This window comes from Streptomyces phaeolivaceus (genome assembly GCF_009184865.1).
Lineage (GTDB): Bacteria > Actinomycetota > Actinomycetes > Streptomycetales > Streptomycetaceae > Streptomyces > Streptomyces phaeolivaceus.
Genome location: NZ_CP045096.1, coordinates 4,612,589 through 4,625,982, shown reverse-complemented (window position 1 = coordinate 4,625,982; position 13,394 = coordinate 4,612,589). Strand labels below are relative to the sequence as shown.

The 13,394-nt window shown below is 69.8% G+C and carries 14 protein-coding genes; 4 read left to right on the top strand and 10 right to left on the bottom strand.

Annotated features, from left to right (window positions below):
- Positions 1-19: 19 nt before the first annotated feature.
- From F9278_RS21680 to F9278_RS21650, 7 genes are all read right to left on the bottom strand, one after another.
- Positions 20-1,243, bottom strand: coding sequence for a tyrosine-type recombinase/integrase (locus F9278_RS21680; RefSeq protein WP_152169829.1), 1,224 nt, complete (start codon positions 1,241-1,243; stop codon positions 20-22).
- Positions 1,244-1,853: 610 nt separating this feature from the next.
- Positions 1,854-2,096 (bottom strand): helix-turn-helix transcriptional regulator, encoded by a 243-nt coding sequence (locus F9278_RS21675; RefSeq protein ID WP_152169828.1) that lies wholly within the window; start codon positions 2,094-2,096, stop codon positions 1,854-1,856.
- Positions 2,097-2,347: 251 nt separating this feature from the next.
- A complete protein-coding gene (locus tag F9278_RS21670) occupies positions 2,348-4,033 on the bottom strand; it encodes an ATP-binding protein (RefSeq protein ID WP_226966849.1) in 1,686 nt (561 codons plus the stop codon).
- Between the two features lie 38 nt (positions 4,034-4,071).
- Positions 4,072-4,677 carry an HNH endonuclease gene (locus F9278_RS21665; RefSeq protein ID WP_152169826.1) on the bottom strand — a complete coding sequence of 202 codons (606 nt, stop codon included), beginning with the start codon at positions 4,675-4,677 and terminating at the stop codon, positions 4,072-4,074.
- 3 nt (positions 4,678-4,680) lie between these two features.
- Complete coding sequence (locus F9278_RS21660; RefSeq protein ID WP_226966848.1) at positions 4,681-5,556, bottom strand: hypothetical protein; 876 nt, start codon at positions 5,554-5,556, stop codon at positions 4,681-4,683.
- Positions 5,553-5,969 (bottom strand): XRE family transcriptional regulator, encoded by a 417-nt coding sequence (locus F9278_RS21655; RefSeq protein ID WP_152169825.1) that lies wholly within the window; start codon positions 5,967-5,969, stop codon positions 5,553-5,555. Before F9278_RS21655 ends, F9278_RS21660 begins: the two co-directional genes overlap by 4 nt.
- Positions 5,969-6,508: a hypothetical protein gene (locus F9278_RS21650; protein ID WP_226966847.1), complete on the bottom strand. Its 540-nt coding sequence runs from the start codon at positions 6,506-6,508 to the stop codon at positions 5,969-5,971. Before F9278_RS21650 ends, F9278_RS21655 begins: the two co-directional genes overlap by 1 nt.
- A 232-nt stretch (positions 6,509-6,740) precedes the next feature.
- Here F9278_RS21650 and F9278_RS21645 point away from each other — a divergent pair, with 232 nt between their 5' ends.
- Both F9278_RS21645 and F9278_RS21640 read left to right on the top strand, forming a co-directional pair.
- Positions 6,741-7,499 carry a GntR family transcriptional regulator gene (locus F9278_RS21645; protein ID WP_152169824.1) on the top strand — a complete coding sequence of 253 codons (759 nt, stop codon included), beginning with the start codon at positions 6,741-6,743 and terminating at the stop codon, positions 7,497-7,499.
- Positions 7,469-8,065, top strand: coding sequence for an AAA family ATPase (locus F9278_RS21640; protein ID WP_152169823.1), 597 nt, complete (start codon positions 7,469-7,471; stop codon positions 8,063-8,065). The genes F9278_RS21645 and F9278_RS21640 overlap by 31 nt, the downstream gene beginning before the upstream one ends.
- A 1,412-nt stretch (positions 8,066-9,477) precedes the next feature.
- On the opposite strand, the gene F9278_RS21635 is transcribed toward F9278_RS21640, so the two are convergent.
- The 3 genes from F9278_RS21635 to phoU form a co-directional block, all read right to left on the bottom strand.
- Complete coding sequence (locus tag F9278_RS21635) at positions 9,478-9,777, bottom strand: hypothetical protein (protein WP_226966845.1); 300 nt, start codon at positions 9,775-9,777, stop codon at positions 9,478-9,480.
- Between the two features lie 280 nt (positions 9,778-10,057).
- A complete protein-coding gene (locus tag F9278_RS46255; protein WP_193241573.1) occupies positions 10,058-10,219 on the bottom strand; it encodes a hypothetical protein in 162 nt (53 codons plus the stop codon).
- A gap of 179 nt (positions 10,220-10,398) precedes the next feature.
- Complete coding sequence (phoU, locus tag F9278_RS21630; protein WP_152169822.1) at positions 10,399-11,088, bottom strand: phosphate signaling complex protein PhoU; 690 nt, start codon at positions 11,086-11,088, stop codon at positions 10,399-10,401.
- A gap of 286 nt (positions 11,089-11,374) precedes the next feature.
- Between phoU and F9278_RS21625 the strand changes: the two genes are divergently transcribed.
- Together F9278_RS21625 and F9278_RS21620 are read left to right on the top strand one after the other, a co-directional pair.
- Positions 11,375-12,640: a sensor histidine kinase gene (locus F9278_RS21625; protein WP_152169821.1), complete on the top strand. Its 1,266-nt coding sequence runs from the start codon at positions 11,375-11,377 to the stop codon at positions 12,638-12,640.
- Positions 12,637-13,317: a response regulator transcription factor gene (locus tag F9278_RS21620; protein WP_009340348.1), complete on the top strand. Its 681-nt coding sequence runs from the start codon at positions 12,637-12,639 to the stop codon at positions 13,315-13,317. Before F9278_RS21625 ends, F9278_RS21620 begins: the two co-directional genes overlap by 4 nt.
- The last annotated feature ends 77 nt before the right edge of the window (positions 13,318-13,394 follow it).

Sequence of the window (13,394 nt, the reverse complement as noted above, 5' to 3'; positions counted from 1 at the left end):
GGGCCCTCAGTGCCGGTGATCAGTCCGGCCGAAGAGCCTTGCCGAGAGCGTTCCGCGCGCGGTCCCGGCTCGTGGGCATGAGGTGGGCGTACACCTTGAGCGTCAGCCCCGGATCGGAGTGCCCCAAGTACTCGCTGACGGCCTTGATGCTCTCCCCGGCGTCCAGCAACACGGACGCGTAGAAGTGCCTCAGCGCGTGCATGCCGTGCTCACGCGCGGCGGCATGCTCCCGACTCTTCGCTGTGGGGATGACGCCCACCTTGGCGAGCGCGGGCTTCCAGTGGTCTTCGTTCAGCGACGTACGCCAGACGTGCCCACCCAGAGGCCCGGTGAAGATCAGGCGCTTGGTCACGGGCGGACCGCCGGCGCGCATCCACGGCAGCGTGATGTCTACCGGCGGGAAGAGCTTCATGTGTGCCTTGAGCCCGTCCGCCACGGGATTGGGCAACGGCACGTCCCGCAGCTTGCCGCCCTTCGGCGGGGCGAACACGGGCGTACTCAGGCTGAGCTTGAGCTGTTGGACGACGTGAACCGTGGCGTTGTCGAAGTCCAGCTCTTCGACCGACAGACCGAGGATCTCGCCCTGTCGGAGCCCGCACCCAGCGCCCACGTCCACCATGGGGCGGAACCGCTCGACCAGGGCGCCGCGCATGGCGAAGACCCGCTCAGGCAGCCACGGGACCACGCGGCGCGCGCCCATCTCCGGGAGCGTCACCGTGCGCGAGTTGCAGGGGTTCCGGGGCAGGTACCCATCTTCGACGGCCGCGCTCAGGATGGCGCGCACGTTGGAGAAGATGACGCGGGCGTACGAGCCGGACATGCCGGAAGCTTCGAGCTGGGTCACGAACTCGCGGATGTGGCTGGGCTGGAAGCCACCCAGGGGCCGGGCCCCGATGCGCGGGAAGGCGTGAAGCTTGAGCTGGGACTGCATCGAGGCTCGGGTGTTCGGGTCGCCGCTCTGGCTCTCCAACCACTTCTCCGCGAAGTCCTGGAACGACGTCTTGGCCGCGTTCGGGTCGATGTACTGACCGCGCGCCACGTCCGCGCTGATGTTGCTGAGCCACTGCTCAGCGAGACGCCTCTGTCCGTCGGCGAACGACTTCGACTTGCGCTTGCCGTCGGGCGCGAAGTAGCGGGCCCGGTAGCGCAGACCGGTGCCGTGACGCTCGGTCTTGACGCGGACGGTCTTGCCGCCGGTGGTGGTCTCGGTCGTGAACCAGCGGTCTTGGATGCTGCCTGCCATGGGCTGTGGGCTCCTCGTTGGGTGGCCGCAGATGCGCGGCCGGTAGCAGGGCGCGGGACGGCCAGATGGCGGCCGTCCGGCCGGTTTCGGGGTGTGCTGGGCCGGGCCCGCTACTTGCTACGGGCCTGATCACTTGGGGTCTGGGTTGCTAGCGGGGTTGCTACCGGTAGCGGGTGGGGCTGCTACCGGTAGCAGCGTCCGGCGGGGGTTCAGGGAGGCGGAGACAGGGGGTGTCGGGTGGCCTCTGGAGGGGGTTTTCGGGGGTGTCGGGGGTGTGCCTCCCTGCCTCCCTGAGGGGGTGTCCGCGCTGGTCAGGGTGAGGGAGGCGGGTCAGGGAGGGGGCAGGGAGTTCTCCCTGCCTCCCTTGGCCGGGTGGGTGTTCCTCCCTGCCGGTCGCGGTGCCCCGTCGGGTGCCCGGCGGGGAGGCGGAGACAGGGGCCCCGAAGGGCTTCCAGGGGCGGTTTTCGGGAGGGTTCCGACGGTGCCTCCCCGCCTCCCCAAACAGGTCTTTGCACTGGTCACTGCGGGGGATGCGGGCCGGGGAGGCGGTGGGGGAGTTCTCCCCGCCTCCCCGGCCCGGCGGGTGGTGCCTCCCCGTCGGCTGGACGGCTCAGGCCGCGTCCGTGAGGGTGGTCCGTTCGGCCTCCCATGCCTGTACGGCGGCGGGGTTGAAGCGGAGGTAGCGGCCGACGCGGAAGCCAGGCGGGCCGATGCGCTTGCGGCGCCACTGGTAGACCGTCTCGACGCTCGGGAGGCTGAACATGGTGACCAGGTCTTCGGGGGTGAGGTAGCGGTCAGGGAGGCCGCCGCGCAGGGTGGCGCGTAGGTCGGTCGGCTCTTCGGTGGTGGCCATGGTGGTGGTGACTCCTCGTGTCCGGGGTGCGGTGCGGGGGAGTGGTGCCGGGCGGCCGTCCTAGAGAGTTGGTGTATCTCAGCGTCCGCAGCGCCCTAGCGTCCGCACGGCCGCGTTACGGCAGGCCAGTGGGGGTGAGAGGTGTGGACGCTAGGGCGGACGCTGTGGACGCTGGACGGCCGTAGCGTCCGCAGCTTCGACGTGTCCGGGCCGCTGGTGTGCGGCCCGGCCCGGTGGGTGTTCCGGCTACGTCAGTGCTGGTGGGGTGGGGTTCTGCCGTGCCCCGGCGGGGCGACCTCCGGCCAGAGGGAGGACTGTTCGGAGGTGGACGCTGAGTCGTCTTCGTCGGGTGCGCGGGACAGGGTGAGGAGTCGGTGTCGGTGCCGGTCGCGGCTACGTTGCGTGTCGTCCACGGTGATCCCGATGGACCGCAGCAGCGGGGCGAGTCGCTTGACGCGTCCGCTCGCGCGGGTGGCGTCCTTGGGCCAGTTCGGCGGCCGTACGAGCGGGGCGGGGAGCACTTCAAGCAACTGGGCGGCCGTGCCCTGCCAGGTGCCCGCCTGGTCGACCAGGGCGGCAATCGCCATGGCGAATTGGTCGCCTTCCATCGCGTCCGTGGCGACGTTCGCGGAGGTGGCAAGGTAGTCGTCCAGGGTGCGCCACCCCTGTGTCTGGTCGACTGCGGCGAGGACGCGGGCGAAGTCGGCCATGCGAGGCATGGACTCCAGCCGCACCGACGGCAGCACTGCGAGGGCGCACGCCAGGACGTCGAACAGGGCCCCGAGCACGGCCGGGCGGACCGCCTCAAAGGTGGCGTCCAACTCCTCCTCAGAGCGGCGCCGGGTGGAGTCGATGAGCTGCAAGTCGAGCAGCAGCACCCGTTCGGCGAGGTCTCCGGCGAGAGCTCCCGCGTCGATGGTGGTCATGGCCAGCACCCGCTTGAAGGTGAGGACCACCACGTCGTCATCGGTGTACAAGGCGCGATCGACCACGCCGTCCCCGGTCACCGCCTTGCACAGGGTGTCGGAGAGCCATGGCGGGATGGTGCTGATGTTGTCCAGGCAGAGTGCCCATGAGCTGAACGCCTGCCGTGACCACGCCTTTTCGTCCCGTGGCTGACTGCGCTTGGCGGCCGGGGAGGGGTCGACCAGGTTGATGAACATCTGCGCGGCCTTGGACTTGCCCGTGCCCTGCTCGCCCTTGCAGACCAGGGCGGGGTGGGGGATGTCCGGAATCCAGGCCGCGACCAGCCAGCCCACGAGCTGACGGAACGTCGACTCGTCCATGTTCAGCAGCGCGTGCAGTTTGGCCAACCCGTCCCCGTCCAGGACCGGTTCGGGCATCGGGGCCATGGCGCCGGACCGGCGGAAGAGCACCGGGGCCCGGTCGACCACGTTCCAGCCGACACCGGTCACGACGACCGCGCGGCCGTCGGCGCTGCCCAGGTCGACCACGATGGCGCCGGCGGGGTCACGGCCCACCCGGAGGTTCACCGGGACGGGGTCGGTGTCCTCGCAGATGCCTTCCAGGACGGTCATGGCGTCCGCGAGGGCGGACTGTGAGGCGACCTCGCCGGGGTAGGCGTCCGCGAACTGCCGGGCGAGGCGCTGACGGACACCGGCCCGGCCCCGCAGCGGGAGCGCGATGTTCGGGCCGTCCAGGGCGACCGCGTAGGGGCGGCCGTCGGTGGACGTCACGAACCGGTACTGCTCGCGCGCCATGGCCACGATGCGGGCGGCGGCGGGCGGTGGCTTGCCGTCGGTGTCGGTGTGCGGGGGCCGTGCGGGCGTGCGACCTGCGCGTGTGGGTGTGCGGTCCGCACGGGCGGGCCCGGAATCCGCACGGGCGGGCGTGCGGTCGACCCGTGCGGGGTCGGTGTGCGGATCGGTGTTCACGGCCGCGTTCACCGTGTTCACCGGTCGGGCTGTTCCGTTCACGGGTCGGGTCGATCCGTTCACGGGGGTGTTCACCGCGTTCACGCGGGCACCGCCTCTCCGGTCGGGCCCGCGCACGTCCGCACTGGTCGGGGTGCGCGCAGGCAGTTCGGTCGGGCCGACGGCCGCTGTTCACGGCGGCCGTGGCAGGTCGATCGAGGCTGGTCAGGGGTCGACCGTCGGCCGGTCGGGTCGGGCGACCACACGGCCGCGAAAGTCGGCTGGTTGGCGTGGGCGAGTCGGGCCAGCAGTCGCCAGATGTCGAGCGTGAACGGCGCCGTGAACACGTCGTGAGCGGCCGTGAACGCGGGGCCGTCGACGTGAACAGTCGGGGCGTCGACGGTCGGGTTGACGGGCGTCGAGGTGGTGTTGACGCCCGTCGACCGCAGCGTCGCGCAGATCAGGAGGGCGATCGACAGAGGGAAGCGGTCGCCCTTGCGGTGGTTGCAGTCCCAGCACGCCAGCACGAGCGCGGTGACGGACCAGGTACGCCACAGCGAGTACGGCACGACGTGATCGAGGGTGGCGTCCCGCAGGGTGGTGAACGGGCGGCGGCAGTAGGCGCAGTGCCGCCCGAACCGTTTGGAAAGCTGCCGCTTGCGCAGGCGGCGCCGCTCGGAGTTCAGGTGCGGAGAGGTACGGGCCACGGGTTACCACTCCGCCCGTAGCGTGCGTGCCCATGTGCCGTCGGGGCCCGGCGGCGGGGTGGCGCCGACCGCGTAGGCGCCGCCGTCCAGGCGGACGATGAGCGGGGAGGGTTGACGGGCGTCGAAGCGCATGAGGTCGAAGCAGAACCGGCGCCGGTGGTAGTCGGGCAGAGCCTGCCGGTAGAGCCAGTCACGGCCCGCCGGGAGCGCTGTGACGACCCTTGGCGTCGACGGGGCGTCAACGGCGTTGACCTGTGTGACGACGGGCGTCACACCCGGCGTCACGGGGGGCGTGACGGCCGTGACGGCGAACTCCCGTGTCATGGCCGCCCCGAGGCGCATCAGCGTCTCGACGGGCACCAGGGCGGCGCCCTGCCGGATCGCTCGGGACACCAGCAGCGGGGTACGGCGGAAGGTGGCCGGGTCGATGTGGTGGTGGCGGTAGGCGTCCGAGAGGTACAGCGCAACGGCCGCCTCCCCGGCGGTCATGGGCCGGGCGCGGGCGCCCTCGTACCAGAGGGACAGGGCCAGCCGGTAGGCGTACCGCTGGCAGTAGGCCACCTCGAAGAACTCGACCGGATCGAGGGTGGTGAAGATGGCGGTGACTTCGGCGATCCCGGCCGGGCCCAGGGCGCTGGCCGACTCGCGCAGCACCGCGTACAGGGTGTCGGTGCTGGGCACCGTCTCCCCCAGCTCGGCATCGGCCCCCGCCTCGAAGAGCGCGGCGGCCACCTCGACCGGCGCCCACTCCAGACCGGCGGCCGGGACGGTGGGGAAGTCCTCTCCCGCCCGGCGGCGCTCTCGCCATGCCAGAGGCACGGTGGGAGCGGCCGGAGCCGCCACGCGGGCGAACAGCCCGTTCAGGTCGGTGGCACTCATGCGCTCGCCCCCTGCACGCCGCCCAGGGCGACCGTCAGCCGTTCGACCACGGCGGCCAGTTCGTTGACCCGCGCCGACAGGTCGTCCATGGCGGTCTCGCGCCGGGGCGCGGTGAAGCCGAGGTCGTCCGGCGTGGCCCGGTACAGGGTGGACAGCAGGACGCGGTACGTCTCGTTCGGGCGGCGCACCCCGCGCTCCCAGTCCGACATGTACACGCGCAGCGACTGCTCAGCAGCGATCTGCCAACCCCAGTTGTCCGCAAGGAGCATCAGGGCCCGCACCACCTTGTCCTGCGACCAGCCACGGGCCACCCGCGCCCGGCCCAGGGGCGTGTCAGCCGAGTGCAGATCAGACGGCTGCCGGGGCACCGCACCCTCCACCCGAACACGCAGCTCCGACACGACGGCGGACATCAGCGACCCGCCCGGACGAACTGAGGGGTGGACGCGTGGACCGGGCAGTCCACCTCGTACGACAGGTCGGGGTCACCGTCGATGTCGATGAACATCCGGCCGGTGTCCTCGCACGGGCACTGCCCGTCGACCTTCGCCGCCGCGTTCCGCTTCATCGCAGCCTTGCTCATGCCGTCGAAGAGCACGCTGGTCGCCGTCGCCTGCCCGGCCACCGTCAGTCGGTACGCGTCCGGGAACCGCTCGTCGTGCCTCGCCTGCACCGGGGCCGGAACGGGAACCAGACCACCCAGCGCCAGCAGGAACTGCCCGTTGAAGAACAGCGCCCGGCGCGTCAGCTCCCTACGGCCCAGCCGCTCGACACCCTGAACGACCCACGCCCGCACCTGCTCCTTCGAGCCGTACCGGCGCCGGGTCGGCATGTCCGACGCGTACAGCGCCACGGTCCGCTCAGCACTCGTGAGACCGGAGACATCAACGGCCGCACCAGCCTCAACCTTGACCATGTCGACACGCCGTTGCGCGATGGTTCCAGGCATCATGAAGACACCCCTTCGAGGGTCAGGGAGCGGCGGTCTTTCTTGGCGGTTAGGGCGCCGCTCCTTGCTTCCCCCTGGGTTGACCAGGGGTTTCTTAGATCAGTGCACGCCAGATAGGGCCGTCCCCGATCGAGCGATCCGACCGGCGGGCACATCCCTAAGGTTCCCTAGGGCACCCTATGGTGTCAAGCGGTACGCTAGGGAAGTGACCCACTGAGACAAGGGAGCAAGCGAGATGTCGGATCAGGCCGACAATCGGGCGCCGTACGCGCAGATTGCCGCCCACTACGCGGAACTGATCACGTCCGGTGAGCTACAGCCGGGCTCACTCCTGCCGAGCATCAAGAACCTCTCGCAGGAGTGGAAGGTCAGTACCGCGACCGCCGAGAAGGCATTGCGGAAGCTGCGCAACGAGGGGCTCGTGAGGGGGATTCACGGCATCGGGACGGAGGTACTGGATCGTCCCGCTCCGATGTCCTCGGGGGCGCAGCGCCAGGACCGGGGACGCCAGACCGGGTCTAGCTGGGGGTCCGGGGAACGGTCCGACTCTCACCAGGCAGCCGTGGTGTCAGCACCTACAGACGTGGCGCAAGCACTGGACATCAAGCCTGGCGCGGACGTGATCAGGCGGCGCCGTGTGTACCGCGACCGGCACGGCATCGTCGCGCACTCGACCTCATGGATTCCTGACCGGTACGGCAGGCTGATCCCGCAGCTAGCGAAGAGCGAGCGCCTGACCGGCGGGACTTCGCTACAGCTCATCGCCCAAGCCACCGGCCGCCCGATCACACACCGGATCGACACCGCTTCGGCGCGCCTGCTGACGGCGGAGGATGCGGAGCTGTTGGAGCTGGACCCTGCGGAGCCGCCCACGGAGCCAGTGGTCGTGATGACCGCGAAGTTCGTCGACAGCGAGGGCAACGTTGTTGAGTACGGCGTTGACCTCGGGGGCCCTGGTCGCAAGTGGCGAACGGAATCGGAAGTCGCGCAGTGACAGGCGCCAACGACGCCCGCCGGCCGTTTTGCGTCCTGATGGCGGGGCTTCCGGGCTCAGGAAAGACGACTCTGTCACGTGAGCTGACGGCCCGTGGCTTCGTCAGACTGTGCCCAGACGAAGAGATGTACCGCCGACATGGCGTGTACGGGGTGGACTTCCCGCGAGGGACGTTCCCGACCCTTGAGCGTCCTGTCCTCGAAGAGATCTCTGTGGAACTCAGTCAACAACTCCTGGCCGGGCGCGATGTGGTGGTCGACCATGGTTTCTGGACGCCGGACGACCGTGCTCACTGGCGGTCGATCGCGACCGACGCGGGTGCGAACTCGGTGGTGGTCTACCTGGAGGTCAGCCATGGGGAACTCTGGTCGCGTGTGAGCAAGCGCAACGCGCGCCATGAAGCCGATCCGAACTCGATCTACTTCGCGGAAAGCGACCTGATCCGTTACCGGAACCGGTTCGTACCACCCGCATCAGGTGAGCCGTACTTGGTCTACAACGGCGACCCTGACTCGGTCTTGAAGGTGCTGGAAGAAGACCCAGAGTCTCGTCAGAGCAGAGGCTAGAAGGTGCGGCCACGGCCGCACGATCCTTGGCAGCGAGCTGCGCTCGCGCGCGATGGCCGCCGTGTCTGCGGGGCTTCGTCGCGCGCGTGCGCTGGTCTGCCCGAAGTGTGACGCTGGTCGGTCGGCGGGTGTGACGGGCTGGTGTGAGGTGGTGTGACGCTCGCGTCACAGCGGGTCTGCCTAGGGGTTTGGGTGTGACGCGGCCGTCACGTGTGACGGTGTGACGCGGTGGCGGTCGGGAGCTCCCGAGTGCCCAGGGATCGGCCGGTCGCGCTTGTCGCGTCACTTGTCGTCTCGCTTGTCGTGCGGCTTGTCGCTTGTCTTGTCTTGTCGCTTGTCGCATCCCAGGTCAGAGCCCGTTTCTCGGCCCTCTGCGGGCGGAGGTGCCATCTGCCGGTGGTACGAGCAAGAGGAGCACGACAAGCCGGGTGGTGCTCCTCTTGCTCGTACCGGCGTGAGCGTCCGACTTGGCGCGACCGAGGACCAAGACACCACCCGCCGCCGGGCTGGTCTCTTCCCCTTCGAAGTGCCAGTGTCCGCAGCGTCCGCACCCGCCTCTCTCTAAGAGCACGTCGTGACCTGCGGAAACCGGCTCTTAGTAGCGGAGGGTGGTCGGACGCTGCGGACACTGACGGACGCTGCATATTTTGTTTAGCGTCCGCAGGAAAAGTGCTGGTCAGAGGTGGTGTGAGAGGCGCGCCGGACGCTGCGGACGCTGTCTTCCCTCAACTCTCTAGGAAGGGGAGCAGGGACGGCTTTTCCGGCGGGGACAGCGGCGCGGTGGGTACGGCCGTCCTGCCCCCTGCTGAAAAGCCTCCCGAACCCCCTCGGAGCGGCAGGGGCCCGACGGTGCCCGCTGGTCTGCCGTCTGCCCCTTGGAAGGCCCCGAGGACGGCATTCCAGGCGGGGCGAGCGGGAGTCCCCCGCCCTGGACTGCCGTCCTCGGGCGCGTACGGGCTGGGTGTCAGGGTCGGGTGTCAGAAGGTGTCAGGCGGCCGTCAGCCGGGGCGAGGCATCCGGGTTCGATGTCCTGACTGCACGTCGCCAACGTGGCACGCGACGGACGCGGGTGGGCGCCGAAAGACGCGCGGCCGTAGGCCGCTCCTTCTAGCTCTTCCCCACACGACGGCCGACGGCCCGGCCCGGTGGCCCGCCCCGAGAGCGGCAGATCGGGCCCCGTCACCGGGCCCTCTGTGGGCCCTCCGAGGACGACCAACGACGACAGATGACGACCACCAACGACCGCTCGACAGCAGGTCAGTTGAGGTGCACACCCCTCTGACCAGGGCCCAAAAACGGGCCCCCCAGACCCAGGGCAAGAAGAAGTAGGCAACGCCCGACAAGCGCCCCCTGACCGCGGATCAGCCGCGCGGCAGGGGGCCTTGTCGTGTCGGGGTGGGGTGGGGCCGGAGCTACTCCGTGCCCGTGATGTTCGGGGCGATGAAGCGGCGGTGGAGGGGGGTGATGGTGGTTTCGGGGGTGCCTGTGAGGGCGGCTTTCTGGAGGGCGGGGGCCAGGCGTTCGGTGAAGAAGGCTTCGAAGGCCTGTTGGGTGTCCCAGACGTCGGTGACGTGGAGGCCCCGGTCGTCGAACCAGGCCACGTGGATCTGACCCCCGGCCGCCGCGACCCCCTCCCAGTCGACCGCGTCTCGCACGGTGTCGTACTGCTCCGGGGTTACCTCTGGCCAGTGCATCGACATCACTACGGACATGTGCGGGACCCCCTGTTGTTGTCACTGCCGGTGTCGGCATGGGGATGGTTCCATCCCGGGGGCGCTGCCGGACAGGGCGTGCGGAGGTGTGCGGCGCGGGTCGAAATGCCTCGCGCGCTTGTTGCGCGTTCGCCCCACTTGGGCTCGTTCATCCCGCAAAGGTGAGTCGCGTACATAAGAGAGTCGCGTACATAAGTGAGTCACGCACGCATGAGTGAAGGGGGCCTGTCCGTCACAGCGACAGGCCCCCTTCACCCCGTACGAGAGCGACCGTGTGCGGTCAGCCGCACTGGCACGGGTTGCCGGACTGGCACCCGCACGCGCATCCGGAGCCGCAGCCGCAGGCGCCGAAAAGGGGCAGGGTCTTGAGGTCGGCGGGCTGATGGGTGTCCCGGACCTGTGTCGGGTCCGGGGTGCTCGGGGTGGCGGGGGATTCGGCCATGGTCCCTCCTCGAAGGCATGGAAGGCGGCGCAGCGAAGGCTGGCGCCCGTGCCCATTGGTTGCCCCATTGCACGCCCGCTCAGCCGGGCGCATCAACGGCGCATGGAGGCGTCCGCACGCCCCACCGAGGCCCCGACCGCCGGAGCGCCGCGGCACCGAGAGGCCTGCCCCCGAAGGGCCTACGCCCCCTCCACCCCCGTAACGGGCTGGATGTCCGCCTGCAGCTCGTCCGCGTGTTCGCCGGTCACCAGGTAGACGACGCGCTTGGCGACGGACACCGCGTGGTCGGCGAAGCGCTCGTAGTAGCGGCCGAGGAGGGTGACGTCGACGGCGGTCTCGATGCCGTGCTTCCAGCGGTCGTCCATGAGGTGCTGGAAGAGCGTGCGGTGCAGGAGGTCCATCGCGTCGTCGTCCTGCTCCAGCTGGAGCGCGAGGTCGACGTCCTTGGTGATGATCACCTCGGCGGCCTTGGCCATCAGGCGCTGCGCGAGCTGGCCCATCTCCAGGATCGTGGCGTGCAGGTCGCGCGGGACCGTCTTGTCGGGGAAGCGGAGCCGGGTCAGCTTGGCCACGTGCTGGGCGAGGTCGCCGGAGCGCTCCAGGTCGGCCGACATCCGCAGCGAGGTCACGACGATCCGGAGATCCGTCGCCACCGGCTGCTGCCTGGCCAGCAGGGCTATCGCGCGGGCCTCCAGGTCGTGCTGGAGGTCGTCGACCTTCTTGTCGGCCTCGATCACGCTCTCGGCCAGCTTCAGGTCGGCGTCGAGCATCGCCGTCGTGGCGCGCCCGATAGCCGACCCCACCAGTCGGGCCATCTCGACCAGGCCCTCACCGATCGAGTCAAGTTCCTCGTGGTACGCGTCCCGCATCAGGGTGTCCCTCTCTTACGTACGTCTGCTCGTGGGTAACCAGAAAAGCCGTGCCGGAAGCCGTTCCGCCAGGCCAGGACGACCGAACGACCGAGTGAACGGCGAAGGTGAACGGTGACCGGGGGCCCGGACGAACCCCACGCTCCCACGTTCCGACCCGTACGCGTCCGTTTCAGCCATCTCAAATGAACCAATACTGGCTCCAAGGTGAACTCTGGGCGACGAGTGTTCGAGGTCGCCCTCCGATCGCTGTGGGGATGTCCGACCTCGTGCCTAACCTGGTTGCATGGACGTGAACGCGGCGGTCGCCGCAGCGGCAGCGATCGCCGGAGTGCTCACCGGCGTCATCGCCATGCTGGCGTTCCGTTTCAGCGAGCGCGAGCAGAAGCGTCCCACCAGAACCTCCCTGCACACGGACCCGGTGCTGCCGCCCGGCGTCGACACCGTGCTGTCCGTGCTCCGCTCCTCCGCCGTCGTGCTCGACGAGGCGGACGCCGTCGTCAAGGCCAGCTCCGCCGCGTACGCCCTCGGGCTGGTGCGCGGGGGGAAGCTCGCCGTCGAGCCGATGATGAAGATGGCCCGCGAGACCCGCCGGGACGGCGAGATACGGCAGGTCGAGCTGGACCTGCCCCGGCGCGGCACGGGACGCGGCGAGGCGCTCGCCGTCTCCGCGCGCGTGGCGCCGCTGGGCTCCCGGCTGGTGCTGCTCCTGGTCGAGGACCTCACCGAGGCCCGCCGGATAGAGGCCGTGCGGCGGGACTTCGTCGCGAACGTCAGCCATGAGCTGAAGACTCCCGTCGGCGCGCTCTCCCTCCTCTCCGAGGCGGTCATGGGGGCCTCGGACGACCCGGAGGCGGTGGAACGGTTCGCCGGGCGCATGCAGATCGAGGCCACCCGGCTCACCAATCTCGTGCAGGAACTCATCGACCTCTCCCGGGTGCAGAACGACGACCCGCTGGAGGACGCCGAGCCCGTCCGGGTGGACGAGCTGGTCGCCGAGGCCGTCGACCGCTGCCGCCACCAGGCGGGTACCAAGCAGATCACCATGGCCGCCGGCGGCACCGCCGAACTGCGCGTCTGGGGCAACCGCGGACAGCTGGCCGCCGCCCTCGGCAACCTCGTCGAGAACGCCGTCAACTACTCCCCGGCCCGCACCCGTGTGGGCATAGCCGCCCGCCGGGTGACCGCGCCCGGCGGTGACAACATCGAGATCGCCGTGACCGACCAGGGCATCGGCATCTCGGACAAGGACAAGGAGCGCATCTTCGAGCGCTTCTACCGCGTGGACCCGGCCCGTTCCCGCCAGACCGGCGGTACGGGTCTCGGTCTCGCGATCGTCAAGCACGTGGCCGCCTCGCACGGCGGGGAGGTCACGGTGTGGAGCTCGGAGGGACAGGGCTCCACGTTCACCCTCAGGCTGCCGGAGGCGGGCGCGTCCCGCGACCGCGCGGACCCGCACCCGGACCTCGACGACGAGGACGGACAGCCTCACCCCGACCCATCCCCGTACGGACCGTACGACCCGCTTCCCGCCCCGGAGGTCCTTCCGTGACCCGAGTGCTCGTCGTCGAGGACGAGGAGTCCTTCTCCGACGCCCTGTCCTACATGCTCCGCAAAGAGGGCTTCGAGGTCGCCATCGCGACCACCGGGCCCGACGGTCTCGACGAGTTCGAGCGCAACGGAGCCGATCTCGTCCTCCTGGACCTGATGCTGCCCGGTCTGCCGGGCACCGAGGTCTGCCGTCAGCTGCGCGGCCGTTCCAATGTCCCGGTGATCATGGTGACCGCCAAGGACAGCGAGATCGACAAGGTCGTGGGCCTGGAAATAGGAGCCGATGACTATGTCACCAAGCCCTTCTCCTCCCGCGAGCTCGTCGCCCGTATCCGGGCCGTACTGCGCCGCCGCGGCGAGCCCGAGGAGGTCACCCCGGCCGCGCTGGAGGCCGGCCCCGTCCGGATGGACGTCGACCGTCACGTGGTCACTGTCTCGGGCTCCAAGGTCGACCTCCCCCTCAAGGAGTTCGACCTGCTCGAAATGCTGCTGCGAAACGCGGGCCGCGTCCTGACCCGTATGCAGCTCATCGACCGCGTCTGGGGCGCCGACTACGTGGGCGACACCAAGACCCTCGACGTCCACGTCAAGCGCCTCCGCGCCAAGATCGAGCCGGACCCGGGCGCGCCCCGGTATCTGGTGACCGTGCGTGGCCTCGGATACAAGTTCGAGCCGTAGACCGGCCCGGCTTCGGGCCGTAGGCCGTACGGCCTACACGCGCGTCGTACGCCGAAGGGCGGCACCCCCTGGGAGGG